The sequence below is a fragment of the Helicobacter suis genome (assembly GCF_902196135.1).
Taxonomy (GTDB): Bacteria; Campylobacterota; Campylobacteria; order Campylobacterales; family Helicobacteraceae; genus Helicobacter; species Helicobacter suis_A.
The window spans coordinates 76,237-95,555 of record NZ_CABIKE010000006.1 but is presented as its reverse complement, the minus strand read 5'-3'; the positions used below and the strand labels follow the sequence as shown (position 1 = coordinate 95,555).

Here is a 19,319-nt window from a genome sequence, read left to right as displayed (position 1 = left end):
CTTGCTTAAATGTCAAAGATCGCTTGCTTTAGCATTTGCTTAGCACTTGCTATTTAGCAAAAGGCGTATTGTATAGTTTTTAAGCTTAAGGGGGGCTTAATTGGTCGCCTAAATCCGAAACCACCCGACAAAAATGAGAGACGCATCGCATCTTGGCCTTATTTATAGTGGGCTTGATATGATCAACTTATTAAATGTGCCTTATTTTCCATATGCTAGCTTTCTAAAAACAGGTTGTGTTACTAAAAGACTAACAAATTTTTAGTATAATGAAAACACTAACTTATATAAAGGAGAGTCTATGTCATCTGAAGTATCAAAACACGACAATCCTATTGAGGATAATAGCAGACGGGATTTTTTAAAATCAGTGGCCATCACTTCGGCTATGGGTAGTGCAGGGTTGCTCACCCCCCCAGCCCTAGTAGCAAAAGCCCAACAAGCCCAAAGAGATTGGAAATGGGATAAGGCGGTGTGCCGTTTTTGTGGTACGGGTTGTGGAATCATGGTCGCTACTAAAGATGATAAGATCGTAGCGGTTAAAGGCGATCCACTAGCTCCTGTAAATAGAGGTTTAAACTGCATTAAAGGTTACTTTAACGCCAAGATTATGTACGGCGCTGATCGCCTAGTTGAGCCGCTTTTGCGGGTAAATGAAGTGGGTGAGTTTGATAAAAAAGGTAAGTTTAAACAAGTTTCTTGGAAACGCGCCTTTGATGAAATGGAAAAGCAGTTTAAAAAATACTACAACGAAATCGGGGTTACTGGTGTTGGGGTTTTTGCAAGCGGACAGTACACAATCCCAGAGGGTTATGCAGCTAGTAAACTTATGAAAGCTGGCTTTAGAGGCAATAATATCGATCCAAATGCACGCCACTGCATGGCTAGTGCCGCAGCCGGGTTTTTACAAACCTTTGGTATTGATGAACCTAGCGGGTGCTATGATGATATTGAAGAGACAGATACAATCATCACTTGGGGGGCGAATATGGCAGAAATGCACCCCATTTTGTGGTCTAGGGTGAGTGATAGAAAGCTTAGTAATCCGGATAGAGTGCGCGTGGTTAATCTCACCACTTTTTCTAACCGCACCTCTGGCGTAGCAGATATGGAAATTATCTTTACACCTAATAGCGATCTAGCTATCTGGAATTACATCGCTAGGGAAATTGTTTATAAACACCCTGAAGTCATCGATCAAGACTTTGTTAGTAAACACACTATCTTTACAACCGGCTATGCAGATATTGGCTATGGCATGCGCAATAACCCTAACCACCCCAAATTCCGCCCCAGTGAAAAAGAGATTGTAAAAAAGCAAAATGCCATCACTTTAGACAAAGAAGAGGCAGTTGCTTTGCAACATTTAGGGGTTAAAGCAGGTCAGGTATTTGAAATGAAACACCAAAAAGAGGCGGGTAAACACTGGCAAATTACTTTTGAGGAGTTTAAAAAAGCCCTTGAACCCTATACTTTAGACTATGTGGCACAAGTGGCTAAAGGCGATGCTAACGAGCCTTTAGATGGCTTTAAACAAAAATTGCAAGCTTTAGTTAATCTTTACATAGAAAAGGGGCGTAAAGTCGTGAGTTTTTGGACTATGGGATTTAACCAACACACCCGCGGTTCTTGGGTTAACGAACAAGCTTACATGGTACACTTCCTCTTAGGCAAACAAGCTAAACCGGGCTCTGGGGCGTTTTCCTTAACCGGTCAACCTAGTGCTTGTGGGACTGCTAGAGAGGTGGGTACTTTTGCTAACCGCTTGCCAGCTGATATGGTTGTTACAAACCCCGAACATGTCAAAACAGCTGAAAAACTCTGGCATTTGCCAAAAGGTACAATCAATCCCAAACCCGGTTATGACTTTTTGGCGATGATGCGCGCGCTTGAAGATGGCAAGGTCAAATTTATCTGGGTGCAGGTTAATAACCCTTGGCAAAATACGGCTAATGCTAACCACTGGGTTGCAGCAGCTAGAGAAATGGATAATTTTATCGTGGTGAGTGATTGTTATCCCGGGATTAGCGCAAAGGTAGCGGATTTGATTTTGCCTACTGCGATGATTTATGAAAAATGGGGGGCTTATGGCAATGCAGAGCGTCGATCACAACACTGGAAACAACAAGTTACACCGGTGGGTTCTGCAATGAGTGATACTTGGCAAATTTTAGAATTTGCTAAACGCTTTAAACTCAAAGAGGTTTGGAAAGAGCAAAAAGTCAATGATAAACTCACTCTACCCAATGTCTTAGCTGAGGCTAGAAAAATGGGCTACCATGAAAATGATACGCTTTATGATGTACTCTTTGCTAATAAATACGCTAAGAAGTTTTTAGCCAGTGATCCTGTCGGCAGGGGTGCACCTAATTCAGAAGTACATGGGGATAGACGCCATGTAATAGGCAGTGATGGCAAACCCTTTAAGGGTTATGGTTTCTTTATCCAAAAATATCTTTGGGAAGAATACCGCAAATTTGGCATCGGGCATGGGCATGACTTGGCCTATTTTGATGACTACCACCGCACTAGAGGTTTGCGCTGGCCTGTGGTTAATGGCAAAGAAACTAGATGGCGCTTTAACACAAAATACGACTACTACGCTAAAAAGGCCGCGCCTGATTCAGATTTTGCCTTTTATGGAAAACTCATGAAAAAGGTGGTGAGTGGTAATCTAAAGGGTCCACAAACTAAAGAACCCAAAAGTCTAGAAAATAAAGCCAAAATTTTCTTTAGACCCTTCATGAAAGCCCCTGAACGCCCCGATAAAGAATACCCCTTCTGGCTAGCTACCGGGCGGGTTTTAGAGCACTGGCATAGCGGTACAATGACTATGCGCGTGCCTGAGCTCTTTAGAGCAGTGCCTGAAGCGCTTTGTTATATGAATAGCAAAGATGGGGAAAAATTAGGGATTAATCAAGGCGATGCGGTGTGGATTGAATCACGACGCGGCAGGGTAAAGGCTAGGGTAGATATGCGCGGGCGCAATAAACCCCCCGTAGGTTTAGTTTATGTGCCTTGGTTTGATGAGAATGTTTTTATCAATAAGGTTTGTTTAGATGCCACTTGTCCTATCTCTAAGCAAACTGATTATAAAAAGTGTGCGGTGAAGATCACTAAGGTTTAAAATGCAAAGACGGGCTTTCTTGCAAACAGCATTCAAGGGGGCCTGTTTATGTGTAGGGGGAGGAGCGTTTTTAAGTGCGATGCTTAAGGCCAAATATAGCCAAGATGCCTACGCGCTTAGACCCCCGGGGGCTGAAGATGAGGCGCGTTTTTTAAGTCTGTGTGTGCGCTGTGCGCTATGTGTAAAAGCTTGCCCCTATGATACGCTAAAACTTGCCACCCTGCTAGATTATCCTAAAATGGGCACTCCCTTTTTTGAAGCCCGCAAAACTCCTTGTTATCTTTGCCCAGATATTCCTTGTATTAAAGCCTGCCCCACCGATGCGCTAGATAAAAAACACCTTAAAAAAGATCAAGGGATTTCTTCGCTAAAAATGGGGATTGCTGTAATTGATCCGGTGGCTTGTGTGGCGTTTTGGGGGGTGCGCTGTGATGTGTGTTATCGTGTGTGCCCTTTAATAGATAAAGCCATTAAATTAGAAAGTAGACACAATAAGCACACCGGCGAGCACACTTATACTTTGCCGGTTGTAGAGCCTAGTGCGTGCGTGGGCTGTGGGCTTTGTGAACGCGCCTGTATCACCAAAGAACCCTCTATTAAAATTCTACCTACCGCCTTTGTAAGCGGAGAGGCGGGTAAACACTATGTCAAAAGCTGGGGCACTCAAGAACAAGATCGAAAACAACTTAAAAATGCCAAACCCAATACGCTTAATCCTAAAACAGATAACCCACTAGACTACCTTAACAAGGGGCTTTAATGCGCTACCTCATCGCCAGACGCATCGTACAAATTGGTATTTTATTACTCTTTATGAGTACTTCTGCTGGTTTTATTTTAAAGGGTAATCTAAGCGCCTCTATGCTTTTTAATACCATCCCACTTAGCGATCCTTTTGCTACTTTACAAGTTTTTTTGGCTAGTTTGCATGTGGATATGTTAGTACTCTTAGGGGCGTTATTGATAGGGGCGATTTATGGTCTTTTTTTAGGGCGGAGCTTTTGTTCTTGGGTGTGCCCTATTAATTTAATTGTAGATTTTGCCGCATGGGTTAGGCGTAAATTTGCCTTTAAAGGTGTTAGTTTGACTCTGCCTAAAAACCTGCGCTACATTCTTTTAATCTTGAGCCTAGCACTTTCCTTTATTCTCTCTTTACCTGCATTTGAAAGTGTGTCTTATATTGGCATTGTGCAAAGAGGCATTATTTATGGCACGGCTTCTTGGTTAATAGTTGGTTTTTTTCTCTTTTGTGTAGATACTTTTTTAGGCGATCGCCTCATTTGCTCGCGTCTGTGTCCTTTAGGTGCGTTTTATTCTGTGATAGGCCGTTATGCGCTTTTAAAAGTAGAACACAATGCCATGCGCTGTACCAAGTGCGATTTATGCTTAGAGATATGCCCTGAGGTGCAGGTACTTTGGATGGTGGGAGTAGAGAGTGTAGCGGTGAATTCAGGGGAGTGTATCCGCTGCGGGCGTTGTATTGAAGTGTGCGAAGATGATGCGCTACATTTTAGTATTTTGGATTTAAAAGGGAGTTTTGGGCAACGCGCCTAATTTTGCTATAGTACCACCGATAAATTAATCCTTAAAGGCCTGCTATGTTTTCTGGTGCTTATATCCGTTTTTTAGATCGTTTGGCTACAAATCTCACACCAACAGATTTAAACGATATGAAGGTTTTAGATCAAATCCACTCTAGCTTACAAAATTTTAACGAGTTTCCCTCTGAAAGTGCGCGTACGCTGCTTAAAACTTTTACACAATTAATCAAAGCCTTACAAGCGCGCATAGAGGAGTCTATCCATTTGCACCAGCAAATCAAAGAATTAACAGAAAAACACCAAGCCCTTGAAGCGGAGTTTTCTATTAACCAAAAAATGATTGATGCTAATTTAAACGGATCGTGGTATATGTATTATCCTAAGGATGGAAAAGTAGATGGTAGCACCCCTTTTATATGGTCTAAAAGGTATCGCGAGTTACTAGGTTTTCAAGATGAAAAGGAATTTCCCAATCTGCTCTCTGCTTGGGCAGATCGCGTTCACCCTGATGATGCTGATAGAACCTATGCGGCCTTTTTTGCATGCCTAGCGGATAAAAGCGGAAAATCCACTTATTCAAGCCAATACCGCTTAAAAAATAAGCAAGGGGTTTATAAATACTTTAACAATAATGGAGAGGTAAAACGCGATGAAGCGGGCAATCCAATTTTTATTGCCGGATCTATTCAAGATATTGATAATGAGATACACCACAGACAAGAATTAGACAAGGTGATTGAACGATTTAATCTTTCTTTATCCCTTATCTCCGATCAGCTCTTTGATATTTGTTTGCAAGGAACAGATATTTTAGACCCTAAAAATTCTTGTTGGTTTTCCCCCCATTTGCCCCAAAGTGTGATGCATACTAAGGAAGTGTCTTTACAAAGCCTTATTAATTGCCTCTCTGCTGAGAGTAAACCTCTCTTTTTGCAGGCATTAGGAAAATTAGCCTCAGATTTGCACCAAAACCAAGCAATTAAACCCATAGAATTAGAGATCATGATCAAGCCCATAGATGAGACAAATCACTACGCTTATAAATTCCAAGCAACCGCCCTTAGAAAAGATGAGGGAAATTTAAGTACAAAGCGTATTGTGGGCGTGCTTTCTAATATTGATGCACAAAAGAAACAAGATGAGTATTTTGCCAAAGAAGAGGAATTTAACAAACAAACTAAGGCAAATTTATCAAATATCGTTGAAGTGATTGCTAAGATTGATAGCATTGCTAAACAAACCAATTTATTAGCCCTCAATGCCGCCATTGAAGCCGCACGCGCGGGTGAACATGGACGCGGGTTTGCGGTGGTGGCTGATGAGGTGAGTAAATTAGCTAGCAAAACCGGCGAGGCAACCAATGAAATTAGTACCTTACTTAAATCTGAGCATTGATGTTAACTTTCTTTGCATGTGCTATCATTGCTACACTTATTTATACGCTTTTGCGCGAACGCCTAACTCCAATGGTTGCGCTCACCCTTGTACCTTTAATCGGCTTACTTGGTTTTTGGATCGCTAGCGGCCTTATTGGGCATAAGGTTGTTGCCAATAATTATGCTTATTTGCTTAAACCTAGATACATTAAAACTTTTTTACAAAAACTACATTTACAACCCCTCCCAAAAGATGTAATCACCCATTTTAAAAAAGCCGCTTATAAAACCCTCAATCTCAATGATTTTAATAAAAAGCCTAAAAACGCTGTAGTGAATGAAAAAGAGCTTTACCAAGCCTACAAGGCCGGATTAAAAGCCCTTAAAATTCAAACCCCCTTTGAAAACGCCATAAAAGAGATGTTACAAACCCATTCAATCTGGCGTACCTTTTTAGATCACTCCCATGTACTTGTTTCTTATCTTAGACATGGTGTTAACAAAGTTTTTAATATCGCGCTGATGTTTATCTTTGCTATTCTCTTTTTTGCTATTCTTAACGATGTCGGTCTTTTTAACCCTCTAATTAAAACTATCATCGCCCTTTCTAAGGGAAATGCAATTGCTATTTGTGTGGGTACATGCATCATCGCTACACTTGTGCACTTAGACGGCTCAGGAGCTAGTACCTTTTTAGTAGTAATCCCCCCACTCTTGCCTATTTATGAGCGTCTTAGGCTTAATCGCTATCTTTTAATGTTATTAGTGGCTGCTAGCGCAGGGCTGGCTAATCTTTTGCCTTGGGGAGGCCCTTTAGGGCGTGTGGCTAGCGTACTTGGAGTAGAAACTAGCACGCTTTATTATCCTCTTTTGCCTTTACAAGCCATTGGCTTTTGTTGTATCCTTCTTTTAGCAGCGATTTTAGGTTATAAAGAAACAAGACGCTTAAAAGCTTTGCCTGCTGATAACCTGCCCTCTAATAATTCAAAAGAGATAGAAACCCCTAATCTAGATGCAGCAAAACATTTTATCCCTAATTTGTGCGTGGCAGTACTTGCATTATCAGCGGTGATATGTAAAATTTTACCCCCTGAATTTTGCTTTTTAATTGCACTTTGTGTTGTCTTGCTGATTAATTATGACAGCCCTAAGGCGTGTATGGCTAAGATTAAAGAATGCTCCCCTGAAGCTATTTCTATGGCCTTGATTTTATTAAGCGCGGGGGTGTATATTGGTATTTTAAGCGGATCGGGCATGTTAGAAGCCATTGCTAAAAATTTAACTGCCTATCTCCCCGCTTCTTTATTGCCCTCTTTGCAGTGGATAGTAGGCGCTTTAGGTGTACCTCTTAAATTAGTTTTAGATACCAATAGCTATTATTTTACCTTCTTTCCTATCATCGCCCATCTAGCACCCACGGGGCAAGCCCAAAGCGTGGGTTATTGCATGCTTATTGGTGCAACTTTAGGTACTTTTGTTTCGCCCTTTTCTCCAGCCCTTTGGTTAGGATTAGGGCTTGCTAAACTCTCTTTAGGAAGGCATATTGCCTATAGCTTTATCTGGCTTTGGGGATTATCTTTAATCTTCTTAGGTGTGGCTAGAATGCTTAATTTGGTAGGTTAATTGCCCTTTCAACCTCAGCCTTTGCCCTCTTTAAAAATGTAAAAGATTGGGTACGCAGATCAGCGCTTTTTTTAAGTTTAATTTCTATGTTTTGTTGGATTTGTTTATCTAGTAGAGGGATAAGCAAGTTAGAAATTTTGCTAAGTTTTAAATGTGCAATCACAGAACCTATACTTTCTCTTTTAACTTGTAGCTTTACTATTTGGCTATTTAAAACTAGGCTTAAATAATGGGGGCTAATTATATTGCGATTCTTGATTTCAAGCCGTAAAATGGCGCTGCTTAGCACTATTTTTAAATCCTGTGGCACACAATAAGCAATCCCTACACTGCCATCTTTACTAAATAACACTTCATTTTGTTTAGGATAAAGCGATTCTAAATCTCTTTTGGAATCTAAAAAAATCATGCTAGCACTTAGATCAAAAGGGCTTAAATTACTCACCCGCACAAAGGGCACACCTGCATTTTTATAAGCATCACTACCCGGTTCTATAGACTTTTTAATGCGTACTAAATCTTTTAATCTAGCATGGGGGTGGGCTTTGATTAGGTTTTCATTGTGTGTATACTTTTCTTGATAATATTCCGCATCTAATCGCCTTGTTTTTAAAAAACTCTCTTTAAAAGTTTTAGTGGTGTAGTTTTTGGGAGTATGGGTTAAAAGAGTTTCTAGTAACAGCCACTCGGCGTTTCTATAAGCTAATCTAGCTTGTTTTAAAAGAGATTTAATGGGAGTTAAACGCTTCTTTAAGCGGCATTTAAGAGGGATATTTCCCCCCCCCCCCCCCCCGCACAAGCGCGCTCTACTTCTACTTTAGCTTTTTCTAGCTCTTTATAGGCTTGCTGGCGCAAAGCAAAACTTTTTTGGAGGTATTTAGCGATGTGCTCTTGGATACTTTGGGGGATTTTGGGGATGGGCAAATCTAGAATGTCCTTATCCTTGATTACGGGGTAAGAAGTGCCAACATTCCACTTTAAAAGATATTTTTTATACAATGGTAATCTTAACAATACCTGTAACACCTCTTTTCTGAACCCTCCAATTTCGCGTAGTACTACAAATGCGCCACTAACGATAATATTGGGTGCTGTGTGATTAATGATGGCAACTGCTCCTCTATTTGGCCGCACTTTAGAAACTAGCAAATCGCCATGCCTAGCTAGAATTTTTGCATTATCAGGAAGTTCTGCCTTGTCTAAAGAATGGTAGCAAATCGCACCACTCCCAACCGCTATATCACTTATTTCAATGTAAAAATATCTAGAATGTTTTAGTGGGCAACTTTCCTTGTTATGCCAGAAATAAGAGCGAATAACACCCCAACCACCCGGGTAATTTTTAATCAACGCTTCAATTCTCTCATACTTCTCTTGATAATATTCCGCGTCCAACCGCCCGGTTTTTAAAAAACTCTCTTTGAGGGTTTTAATGGTGTGATTAGAGTTAGAAAGGTTATTAATTAAACCCTTAGAATCTAACCCTAACTGGCTACTCAGTAAATCCTGCGCCTCTTTATAAAGGGCTTTACTTTGTTCTAAACACGCATGGGCGCGTTTGACTAAGGTTTCTATGTGTTTTTGGAAGGAGAGGGGAAGAAGGGGGATTTTGAGAGTCTTATAAAATGATGTTGGCACTCTTTGTCGTCCGCTTGTGCCAACCATGTGTTTCGTTGCAATTTTTCTAATGTCTTCTCTATTTAGATAGCAAAAAACAAATGCTGTTAAAAAACGATTATCTTTGATACGAAAAACATTAAATTCTGTGCTACCAAAACCAATTTTATTATTTAAGTTGAAGGCAATAGCGCATTTTCCATGCTCCATACAAGGTGTAATTTTTGCAATTAAAATATCATTTTCTGCAAAATAGGTATATCCCTTTTCAAAATCCTTTATAGTTCCGCTTTGTTTTTCGTTAATTGCTCCACTACCCAAATTTTGCATGGATAAGAATGTAACCCGCATTGACTTTGGTAGTTTTGCTATTTCTACTTTGCTAGGATTAATTATTGCAATTTCTGATAATTCTATATAGTTTAAATTATCCTTGATGTATAAATTTGACCGCTTAAAAGGTTCACTATCTAGCCTAAAAGTTGTACTATTTCTTTTTACTTCACTTAATTTTAAAACACTCACTTCTAGGTGGGGGTATTTTTGGGCTATGGGGTGGGACATCTGGCTTTCCTTACTAGATCAACATGTTAAAAAAAGCGCAAAATTTCGACATATTCTGTAAATGTGTCGAAAAAATGTAAAAATTTCAACATATCAGTTCTTGAGATAAAATTCTAAATAAAGCTTTATTGATAAAGTATTTATCCCTACCCCTTTTAGCACTACAGAGTATTCCTAAGTTTTCACATTCTTTAAGATAGGAAGAAGCTGTTTGTCTGTGGATTTTTAAGCGGTTTTCTAAAAACTCTATTTTTGTGTAAGGGTAAGAAAATAAAATCTCTACTAAATCCTTGCTGTAAATCTTGGGCGCTCGTTTTTGTAAAATTTGCTGATATACCTGCATAGCCTGCTTAATTTTTTCAACTCTCTGAATAGTTGCCCGTGCGCTTTGTACAATTCCTTCTAGCATGTAAGCCACCCAATCGCTAAAATCCCCGCTTTGACTCACCTGTGCTAAAAGTTGGTAGTAACGATCCTTATGTTTGATGATATAGGCACTCAAATATAAAATGGGCAGGTTCAATAAACCTTTATAAGTGAGGTATAAAACATTTAAAATCCGCCCGCATCTGCCATTTCCATCGTAAAAAGGGTGGATTGTTTCAAACTGGTAATGGATAATGGCTAGTCTAACAAGGGGGTCTAAGGAATCCATTTCCTCATTGATATAACGCTCTAAATTACCCATCAATCTTAAAATATCCTCTTTGTTTTGGGGCGGAATGTGCTTGATCTGGCCTGTGGCTGGATTTTTAAGTTTCGTGCCTTTTTGAACCCTAAAACCTGCATCATTTCCCTCTAATTGTTTATGGATTTCTAAAAGGTGTTTATTGCGTAAAAGTTTTTCTTGCTTGATAAGCGCAAAGCCCGTTTTGAGGGCTTTCTCATAATTTTGCACTTCTTTAGCGTTTTTGGTAATTTGGCTGGGTTCAATTTGGGCTAGGAATAGTTCATCATGTGTGGTGATGATATTCTCAATGGCGCTAGATTCTTTGGCCTCTTGCAAGACTAGGGAGTTGATTAAGATATTCTGGTTAGGGATAATTTTAGCCACACCATTAAGTTCGCCTAATTCTCTAGAAGCATAGACTAATAGCGCATAAATGCGCGCATCAGGGGTAAAATTTGGGGGTAACTCTTTAGGGATAAACCCTTCCATCCTCACCAAAAACTCAAACCCTCGCTCTTAGCAAAATCAATAAAAGCCTCAGCAATGCCTTCTTTTGTGAGCCCCTCGTGGCTAAAAAGATCGTGTTTGACAATGAGATGCCCATGTTTATCTAAAAGAGGGGTAGTATCTAAAATAGCTGTTTGCTTACACGCTTGTTTTTGTTCACTCTCTGTGAGTTTTTTATAATCCTCGTCTGTGATCTTGCGTCCCTCAAATTTTATAAAGTTAGCTGCCTCTAAACTGGGATATTTGGTATAAAAATCCTCTAGGGTCAATTCTTGGGTTGTGGTTTGGTCATCTAGTGTGCTTTGGATTTTGATGCGTTCTTTCTTAACATAGATTTTATCCCCCGAACTGTCCTTACTAGGCTCTTGCATGGTGGCAAAAAAGATATTGTAATCCTCTTTATAGGGGCATAGTTTTTCATCCCATTTTTGCAAAAATAAAACGCTAGTCTTAGTGCCTGTATGGGGTTTAAATACATTAGGGTGCAAACCCACAACCGCTAAAATGCGCGCACGATGGGCGATAAACTCACGGATATATTGATCGCTAGCATTGTTAAAACGCCCTTGAGGCAGTACAATTGCCATGCGCCCACCCGGCTTTAATAAATCTAAGTTGCGCTCAATAAAGAGCACATCGCGACTCACCTCTTTTTGCTCTTTGATTTTGATCTTCTTATAACCCTCTTTAGTCTCTACAAGTGCTTGGGGATCTTCTAGACATTCATCAAAAGTAGGCTCTTTTAAAATCCGCGCATTTTCTGATTTTTCTGTCTTTTCAAAATTAATGGTGTGTCTAAGCTCGTAATTTTTAAGATAAGACTCTTTAATATTGCCTGCAAAGGGAGGATTGGCCATGACAATATCAAAGTTAAAATACCGGTAATTTTTAGATTTGGGGTTTTCTCTATGTTGTAATAAATCCCTTAAATTTCTATTAAATTCTTCGCTTACATCATCTACTTTATTATCATTCCACTTAGGAAAATCAAGGGCATTGAGTTTAAAAACATTGGTATGCCCATCTCCGGCAATAATATTAAGTGCACGGGCTACGCGTACAGCTTTGCGATCAAAATCAATTGCAAAGACCTTGCGTTTGACATAATCTAGCGCCTCCGGGTTTTTTTCCTCTGCACTAAGCATTTCTTGCTCATCTAAATCAGCACTGCGATAAATCTGGCGCCACACATAAAAGGCTGTGTGGATAGGAAACCCACAACTCCCAGCGGCTGGATCGATCATGCTTTCATGGGGTTTAGGATTAAGCATTTTGACACACATATCAATCACATAACGGGGAGTGAAATACTGCCCCTTCTCGCCCTTATAATCTTTACTAACCAAATATTCAAAGGCCTCATCAATCACCTCTAAATTGGAGTTAAAAAATTTACACTCTTGTAACACACTCACACACACTTCTAAATGGCTAGGGGTTAGGGCGATGCTGCTCTCTTTAGCAAAAATACCCGGCCATTTCTCTTTAGACTCTGTAAATAAGTGCTCTAAACGATCTTTAAATTCCTGATTGCCCGTACCCTCATAATTTCTAAACTCTAAATTGTGCATCTTTTCATAAAGTTTATCTGCTTTAACCCTGTCTTTATAGTCTAGAGCATTGTAGTAATCATTGATTAGTTTTTTATCTTTGCGATAAGTGCTAAGTTCATCATAAAGTTTAATAAAAATGAGTTTAAAAACCTCCTCAAAGGCATCCACTCCTGCCCCAGCTAGCACCTCATCTTCTATCAAGAGAATACGCGATTTTAAATTTAAGCCCTCTTTGCTCAAAACATCTTTTTTAAGTAAATCCACATACTTAAATTGCTCGCTAAGTACCTCTTTTAAACTTTGATTGTAATGGGGCAAATGTGGGATACTAATAAAGTGATTGGGGTTTCTACGATGCAAGATAATTTCATCTGCTCCATTGCTCCACACGGCTAAGGGTGCTCCGCTAGCATGGGCATAGCTCTTTAGCTGTGCTATCCCCTCTTTTTTCTTGGGTTTTTTAAGCTCCACCACAATATATAGGTTATTTTCTTGATCAAGCACTGCAATATCAGCCCTTTTTACTTCGCGACCAAAATGAATGGAATATTCTAATAAAATGCGCTCTTTGGGGTAGTGGTACTCCTCTATGAGTTTAGCTAGATAAAGTTGGCGCACCACCTCCTCAGGAGTTAATTTAATAGCTTTATCCCGCACAAGGCAGGTAATATAGCCCTTCTTTTTGCTCTGCTCTGCCCTTGTCTTTAAATCTGTGATCAAATCTGGTTTAAAAAACTCTAGTGCCAAACTATCCTTAAAAATTTCCTCAAACATCTATACCCTTGCGGTGTGATTTTAGTTTTTAGATGCCCCTCCTTTAAACTAATAGGCTACATTTATCCTACTGGCACTGATAACATTCTATGGATCGATCTAAGATGTTTTGGATTTCTAGATCCGGGCTTTGCGTGCGTAGGTAGTAGGTGGATTTAAGCCCTAGTTTCCAAGCCAAATAATAAATTTCATGCAAGAGTTTCCCGCTAGCTTTTTTAGGGCGCAAAAATAGATTCAGACTCTGCCCCTGATCGATCCATTTTTGGCGCACCGCTGCTAACTTAATCATATCTTTAGCATCAATATCATAGGCAGAGGTGTAAAAGGGCCAAGTTTCTAAACTTAAAGAAGGCACAACAACCGGGATTAACCCGCTTAAATTCTCCTCTAGCCACTTTTTTTGATAAATAGGCTCAATGGTTTGGGTCGTACCTACCAAAATAGAAATAGAGCTTGTGGGCGCAATGGCCATTAAATAGCCATTTCTCAAGCCCTGCTCTTTGACTTTCTTTTTAAGACCTTTCCAATCACAGCGGGGTTTATACGGGCTAATCTCTTTAACTTCTTGCTTGATATAATCTATTGGAAAAATCCCCTGACTCCAAGCCGAACCCTCAAAATAGGCATAACTCCCCCGCTCAATAGCTAGCTGGCTACTTGCTTTAATAGCCTCATAGCTCATTTTCTCTAACAAGGTATCCATTTTACTAGCATGTTCAGCGCTCCCCCACTTAATGCGCGCCTCTGCTAACATCTGTGCCTCGCCCATCACCCCCAAACCAATAGCACGGCTTTTTAAATTGGTCTTTTTAGCCTTAGAAATAGGATAAAAATTTAGATCAATGACATTATCTAGCATGCGCACCGCAATAGGCACGACTCGCTCTAAATCCTGCGCACTATTCACCTTGCTTAAATTTAAACTCGCCAAATTGCACACAGCCACCATTCCCTCCTCAGCGACTTTACTTGCCATGAAAATCTTTTTACCCCCCAAAGAATCATTGCTACTAAGTTTATTGGCTCTTTTAGTAATACCGGTATCTGTGCACACTTCCTCTAATTCCTCATAGAAAGCTTGGCTACCATCTGTAAAATCTATTTGCATTTTGTAATGGCTACTGCTGGTGTTTTGATAAATCTCGGTACATAAATTAGAAGAGCGGATCATGCCAACATGGCTATTAGGATTGGCGCGATTAGCATTATCTTTAAAGCCTAAGAAGGGTAAACCCGTTTCAAAGTAGTTGGTAAGAATCTTTTTCCATAGATCACGCGCCTTTATGCGGTGTTTAACCATTTGGCTATCTTGCTCGTAGGCTAAATATTTTGCCTCAAATGCTGCACCAAACACTGCGGTTAAATCTTGACATCTATAGGGGTCAAAAAGTGTCCACTCTTGATCTGCCTCCACTCTTTGCATGAACAAATCACAGATCCAAAGAGCTGGGAAAAGATCGTGGGCACGGCGGCGCTCATCCCCGCTATTTTTGCGCAGATCAATAAATTCTAAAATATCCATGTGCCAGATTTCTAAATACACTGCAATCGCGCCTTTACGCGTACCTAGTTGATCCACCGCCACCGCTACATCATTAGCAATTTTTAAAAAGGGAATCACGCCTGCACTCGCGCTTTTATGCCCATCAATAAAACTACCCAAACAGCGCACTTGGCTAAAATCCCAGCCAATACCCCCGCCATATTTAGAGAGTAAAGCCATGTCTTTATAGCTATCAAAAATACCCTCAATATTATCCGGAGTGCTTCCAATGTAGCAAGAACTTAACTGGTGGTTAGGGGTTCTAGCATTGGCCAAAGTTGGGGTGGCACACATGAGTTCAAAGCGGCTTAATACCCCGTAAAATTCTAAAGCGCGGGCATTAGGATCGCTCTCATTTTGGGCTAAAAACATCGCAATAGCCATAAACATATGCTGGGGTAATTCTATGGGGTGGTTGGATTCATCTTTAAGCAAATAGCGATCATACAGCGTTTTAATGCCTAGATAATTAAATTGCCAATCGCGCTCAGGTCTTAAAGCACTATCAAGTAATTCTAAATCAAACTTTTCTTTAAACCCCCGCGCGATACGCCCCTTGCTTTCACCCAGCTCCAAATACGCCCTTAAAGGCGGATATTCACTAGAACCGCTTACTTTCTGGTATAAATCCTCTAAAAAAAGCCTTGCTGCTACAAAACTCCAGTTAGGCGCGTCTACATCTATTCTATCCACCGCCATTTTAATCAAACTTGTAAAAAGGTTTTGGGATGCTTTGCAGTGTAAATAAGCCTCTGTTTCAAATTCTTGTTTATCTAAACCTGTTAGGCCTTCTGTAGCCTTGTGGATAATTTGCTTAATCTGTTCTATCTGTTGCAAAATTTTACTTTCGTTGCGTTTAGTGGCTGTTATTTCCATAGGAATACCTTTATTTCTTGATGCGTCGGCGTGCGGTTGGATCTAATGTCTTTTTACGGATACGCAAATTAATAGGGGTGATCTCTAAAAGCTCATCCTCTTCAATCCACTCTAAAGCCCTCTCTAAAGCCATGATTCTAGGTGGGGTGAGTTTGATCGCCTCATCGCTCCCACTAGCGCGCATATTAGTAAGGTGTTTGGCTTTAATAGGGTTAACCTCTAAATCGTTATCGCGGCTGTGTTCGCCAATAACCATGCCAATATAAACCTTTGTTTGCGGGTTGATAAAAAGCGTACCTCTCTCTTGGATATTAAAAAGAGAAAAAGCGGTGGCATCGCCATTTTCCATACTCACAAGTGCCCCATTCTTGCGCGATTCTACACTCCCACTAAAGGGCCTAAATTCTAAAAAGGAGTGATTCATCACCCCCTCGCCCTTTGTATCGGTTAAAAACTCGCTTCTATAGCCAATTAAGCCCCTAGCTGGAATTTCAAACTCCAAGCGGCTATAACCCGCATCCATAGGTTGCATTGCCTTCATCTCTGCTTTGCGTCTTCCTAATCTTTCAATAATTGCTCCGCTAAAATCTTGCGGGGTGTCTATGACTAAATGCTCAAAGGGCTCTAATTTTACCCCGTCTTGTACTTTTACAATAACTTCAGGGCGGGAGATACTAAATTCAAAACCCTCACGGCGCAAATTCTCGGCTAAGATAGTGATTTGTAACTCCCCGCGTCCACTCACTTTAAATTTGCCCTCGCCCATTTCCTCACACTTCATCGCGATATTGGTTTGCATTTCTTTAAATAGGCGATCTTTAAGTTTATTAGCCGTTACATGTTTGCCCTCTGTACCAGCTAGTGGAGAATCATTGATTGCAAAAACCACACTCATAGTAGGCTCTTCAAGATGCATAGGATCAAGTGGCATAGGATTATTAGAATCAACCACACTATCGCCCACATCCATCGCATTAAAACCTGCAATAGCTACAATATCGCCCGCTTCTGCTTGCTCAATTTCCATGCGCGCTAGCCCTAGAAAGCCAATTAATTTAGTGATACGGCCATTTTCCTTACTCCCATCGCTTTTATAAAGAGAGAGCATATCTCCTTTTTTAACCTGCCCATTAAACACCCGTGCAATGCCAATTTTGCCCACATAATTATCATAATCTAAAGTGAAAATCTGCATTTGTAAGGGCTCATTAGACGCGCCACTAGGGGCTTTAACATGAGAAATAATAGTCTCAAAAAGGGGTTCTAAATTTTTTCTCTCATCATTTAGATCTTTGATAGCATACCCATCGCGTGCGGCTGCATAAACAACCGGAAAATCTAGCTGATCATCGCTCGCTCCCATAGCCACAAATAAATCAAAGACTTCATCTACTACTTTATCCGGCTGGGCTGCGCTTTTATCAATTTTATTCACCACCACAATAGGGCAAATCCCAAAACTTAACGCCTTTTTGACTACAAATTTGGTTTGCGGCATCACGCCTTCTTGTGCATCTACTAAAAGCAGTACGCCATCTACCATTTTTAACACCCGCTCTACCTCGCCCCCAAAATCAGCATGCCCGGGAGTATCTATGATATTAATTTTGGTGTCCTTGTAGTGGATAGCGGTATTTTTAGACAAAATGGTGATACCCCGCTCTTTTTCTAAGTCGTTGCTATCCATCATGCGCTCATCAATTTTATCATGTGCACTAAAAGTCCCAGATTGGGTGAGTAAGCCGTCTACTAAAGTGGTTTTGCCATGGTCAACATGGGCAATAACGGCGATGTTTCTGATTTTTTGCATCTAAAACCTCAGTAAAATAAAAATTTTGGAGGGGTCAGTATAACCTAACTTTACTTAGGTAATCTGATATTTGAAATTAGTCTTTGGAGCGGAAAATGAATTTATCTATCTTAAAAAAGATAAGCGCGCCGATACTTTGGCCTAGTAATAAATTAAGCCAAAGGGAGACATGAAGCCATTCAAAAAGCAACATGAAGGGCATCATCACCAAAGCTGAGATCATCCAACGCACCCAATAAATTACAAAGAGACGGGTCTTGTATTCTTTTAAGAGTTTTTCAAACCAATCTTGCATGCATTAATCCATAACTCTTAACGCTCATAGTATACAAAAGCCTGAGCACAAAACTTCTAGGATCGCGTTTTATATCTATTAAAACCTTTTTGTTTGAGTAAAAGAATGCAAAAAGTAGGGGTTTTTTGTTCACTAAAAAGTTTGGCTTTAAAATATCTTGTGATTTTATGATTTGTCTGAGTGATTTATAAGCCCTATTTTCAAAGCGGGCGTATTTTTCTAAAAACCAAGCCGCGTTTGTAGCATCGCTTAAAGCTGTATCCTTCATTAAAATCCTTTTGTGTTACAGGCTAAGCCCTAAAGAAAGTGTAGCATAACAAGCTTAGCAATACCCTTTAGATTTTAAGAAAGATACCAGCCCCCCCAAGGCTAGCCTGAGGAAAGGATTTTTTAGTGTTTGTGTTTGTGTTCTCCTCCACAATTACAGGGGCCTACAATATCACAATTACATTTAGCATGGCAACCACAAGCTTTACCAGCTAACCCACTGGCTTTAAACTGCGCCCGTGTCATTTTAGCAACCCTAGCTTTGATAGCCGCGTGGATAGCTTCCCTGCGTTTTTCAAACTCTTCCATAGTCATGTTGGCTGTGTTTTTATCCGCAGATGCTTTGAGCTCATCATGGAACTTCTTTTTCTGATCCGCATTCATTTTCTTCATGCGTTTATAAAGCTCCATTTTATAATCTGGTACTTGATTGGGCACAACCTTACCGGCCATGTCAATAAGTTCCTTATCACTTTTGCTCTCAAATGGATTACTTTCTGCCAATAAACCCGTGCACAATCCGGCAATAACTAAACCGGCTATTCCTAATTTTACTTTTGTCAATTCCAACTCCTTATATTAATTTATTAAATGCAAATAGATACAAGGCCTTTTTCATTGAATCAAAAATCCAGAACTAAAGATACACACAAACAAGACTAGTCATGGGGGTGTGGCGGTTTGTGATCTCCATGGGGTCCGTGATCACAAGGACAACCTGGTCCATGTGGACCACGATCCCAAAACAACCCACTGGCTTTAAACTGCGCCCGTGTCATCTTAGCAATCCTAGCCTTCATCGCCGCATGGATAGCTTCCATGCGCTTACCAAAATCCTCCATAGTCATGTTAGCCGTGTTTTTATCCGCAGAAGCCATGACTTTTTCATAGAACTTTTTGCGTTGTTCAGGTTTCATTTTTTTAGTGCGTTTATAAAGTTCCATTTTATAATCCGGTACCTGATTAGGCACAACCTTACCGGCCATGTCAATGAGTTCCTTATCGCTTTTGCTCTCAAATGGATTACTTTCTGCTAATAAACCCGTGCAGAGCCCAGCAATAACTAAACTAGCTATCCCTAACTTCATATTCACCACAAAAATCCTCCATATTTAACGATTTAACCCCCCAACCTTAAACCCAACCCCTCCAAGAGCCAGTGTATTTTGTAGTCTA

General features: G+C 40.2%; 14 protein-coding genes and 2 pseudogenes. 6 read left to right on the top strand and 10 right to left on the bottom strand.

What is annotated here, in order from left to right; translation table 11 throughout:
• Positions 1–301 precede the first annotated feature (301 nt).
• From napA to G6Q06_RS05000, 6 genes and pseudogenes are all read left to right on the top strand, one after another.
• Positions 302–3,127, top strand: coding sequence for a periplasmic nitrate reductase subunit alpha (gene napA, locus G6Q06_RS05020; RefSeq protein ID WP_163565898.1), 2,826 nt, complete (start codon positions 302–304; stop codon positions 3,125–3,127).
• A 1-nt stretch (position 3,128) separates the two neighbouring features.
• Positions 3,129–3,887, top strand: coding sequence for a ferredoxin-type protein NapG (napG, locus tag G6Q06_RS05015; RefSeq protein ID WP_163533364.1), 759 nt, complete (start codon positions 3,129–3,131; stop codon positions 3,885–3,887).
• Complete coding sequence (gene napH, locus G6Q06_RS05010; RefSeq protein WP_163565897.1) at positions 3,887–4,681, top strand: quinol dehydrogenase ferredoxin subunit NapH; 795 nt, start codon at positions 3,887–3,889, stop codon at positions 4,679–4,681. Before napG ends, napH begins: the two co-directional genes overlap by 1 nt.
• 44 nt (positions 4,682–4,725) lie before the next feature.
• A pseudogene (locus tag G6Q06_RS08790) lies at positions 4,726–5,340 on the top strand (PAS domain-containing protein); the annotation flags it as partial.
• A 189-nt stretch (positions 5,341–5,529) separates the two neighbouring features.
• Positions 5,530–6,054 (top strand): annotated as a pseudogene (locus G6Q06_RS08785) (methyl-accepting chemotaxis protein); the annotation flags it as partial.
• Between the two features lie 8 nt (positions 6,055–6,062).
• Positions 6,063–7,667: an SLC13 family permease gene (locus G6Q06_RS05000; protein ID WP_240329248.1), complete on the top strand. Its 1,605-nt coding sequence runs from the start codon at positions 6,063–6,065 to the stop codon at positions 7,665–7,667.
• On the opposite strand, the gene G6Q06_RS04995 is transcribed toward G6Q06_RS05000, so the two are convergent.
• The 10 genes from G6Q06_RS04995 to G6Q06_RS04950 form a co-directional block, all read right to left on the bottom strand.
• Positions 7,651–8,466: a restriction endonuclease subunit S gene (locus tag G6Q06_RS04995; RefSeq protein ID WP_163565896.1), complete on the bottom strand. Its 816-nt coding sequence runs from the start codon at positions 8,464–8,466 to the stop codon at positions 7,651–7,653. The genes G6Q06_RS05000 and G6Q06_RS04995 overlap by 17 nt on opposite strands.
• Positions 8,418–9,848, bottom strand: coding sequence for a restriction endonuclease subunit S (locus G6Q06_RS08595; protein ID WP_163565895.1), 1,431 nt, complete (start codon positions 9,846–9,848; stop codon positions 8,418–8,420). The genes G6Q06_RS04995 and G6Q06_RS08595 overlap by 49 nt, the downstream gene beginning before the upstream one ends.
• A gap of 85 nt (positions 9,849–9,933) precedes the next feature.
• Entirely contained in the window at positions 9,934–11,007 is a 1,074-nt protein-coding gene (locus G6Q06_RS04985; RefSeq protein ID WP_163565907.1) for a Fic family protein, read from the bottom strand.
• 2 nt (positions 11,008–11,009) lie between these two features.
• Positions 11,010–13,352: an N-6 DNA methylase gene (locus G6Q06_RS04980; protein WP_163565894.1), complete on the bottom strand. Its 2,343-nt coding sequence runs from the start codon at positions 13,350–13,352 to the stop codon at positions 11,010–11,012.
• A 67-nt stretch (positions 13,353–13,419) separates the two neighbouring features.
• Positions 13,420–15,771 carry a ribonucleoside-diphosphate reductase subunit alpha gene (locus tag G6Q06_RS04975; protein ID WP_205435888.1) on the bottom strand — a complete coding sequence of 784 codons (2,352 nt, stop codon included), beginning with the start codon at positions 15,769–15,771 and terminating at the stop codon, positions 13,420–13,422.
• A 10-nt stretch (positions 15,772–15,781) separates the two neighbouring features.
• Positions 15,782–17,581 (bottom strand): translational GTPase TypA, encoded by a 1,800-nt coding sequence (gene typA / locus G6Q06_RS04970; RefSeq protein ID WP_163533359.1) that lies wholly within the window; start codon positions 17,579–17,581, stop codon positions 15,782–15,784.
• 76 nt (positions 17,582–17,657) lie between these two features.
• Positions 17,658–17,876, bottom strand: coding sequence for a hypothetical protein (locus G6Q06_RS04965; RefSeq protein WP_163533358.1), 219 nt, complete (start codon positions 17,874–17,876; stop codon positions 17,658–17,660).
• Positions 17,860–18,144, bottom strand: coding sequence for a hypothetical protein (locus G6Q06_RS04960; RefSeq protein WP_163565893.1), 285 nt, complete (start codon positions 18,142–18,144; stop codon positions 17,860–17,862). The genes G6Q06_RS04965 and G6Q06_RS04960 overlap by 17 nt, the downstream gene beginning before the upstream one ends.
• A gap of 122 nt (positions 18,145–18,266) precedes the next feature.
• Positions 18,267–18,707 carry a DUF1104 domain-containing protein gene (locus tag G6Q06_RS04955; protein ID WP_240329247.1) on the bottom strand — a complete coding sequence of 147 codons (441 nt, stop codon included), beginning with the start codon at positions 18,705–18,707 and terminating at the stop codon, positions 18,267–18,269.
• 95 nt (positions 18,708–18,802) lie between these two features.
• Complete coding sequence (locus tag G6Q06_RS04950) at positions 18,803–19,231, bottom strand: DUF1104 domain-containing protein (protein ID WP_163534898.1); 429 nt, start codon at positions 19,229–19,231, stop codon at positions 18,803–18,805.
• Positions 19,232–19,319 lie beyond the last annotated feature (88 nt).

Coding starts and splice junctions, on each gene's coding strand:
- napA (WP_163565898.1), top strand. CDS start 302: ATGTCATCTGAAGTATCAAAACACGACAATCCTATTGAGGATAATAGC.
- napG (WP_163533364.1), top strand. CDS start 3,129: ATGCAAAGACGGGCTTTCTTGCAAACAGCATTCAAGGGGGCCTGTTTA.
- napH (WP_163565897.1), top strand. CDS start 3,887: ATGCGCTACCTCATCGCCAGACGCATCGTACAAATTGGTATTTTATTA.
- G6Q06_RS05000 (WP_240329248.1), top strand. CDS start 6,063: ATGTTAACTTTCTTTGCATGTGCTATCATTGCTACACTTATTTATACG.
- G6Q06_RS08595 (WP_163565895.1), bottom strand. CDS start 9,848: ATGTCCCACCCCATAGCCCAAAAATACCCCCACCTAGAAGTGAGTGTT.
- G6Q06_RS04985 (WP_163565907.1), bottom strand. CDS start 11,007: ATGGAAGGGTTTATCCCTAAAGAGTTACCCCCAAATTTTACCCCTGAT.
- G6Q06_RS04980 (WP_163565894.1), bottom strand. CDS start 13,352: ATGTTTGAGGAAATTTTTAAGGATAGTTTGGCACTAGAGTTTTTTAAA.
- G6Q06_RS04975 (WP_205435888.1), bottom strand. CDS start 15,771: ATGGAAATAACAGCCACTAAACGCAACGAAAGTAAAATTTTGCAACAG.
- typA (WP_163533359.1), bottom strand. CDS start 17,581: ATGCAAAAAATCAGAAACATCGCCGTTATTGCCCATGTTGACCATGGC.
- G6Q06_RS04965 (WP_163533358.1), bottom strand. CDS start 17,876: ATGCAAGATTGGTTTGAAAAACTCTTAAAAGAATACAAGACCCGTCTC.
- G6Q06_RS04960 (WP_163565893.1), bottom strand. CDS start 18,144: ATGAAGGATACAGCTTTAAGCGATGCTACAAACGCGGCTTGGTTTTTA.
- G6Q06_RS04950 (WP_163534898.1), bottom strand. CDS start 19,231: ATGAAGTTAGGGATAGCTAGTTTAGTTATTGCTGGGCTCTGCACGGGT.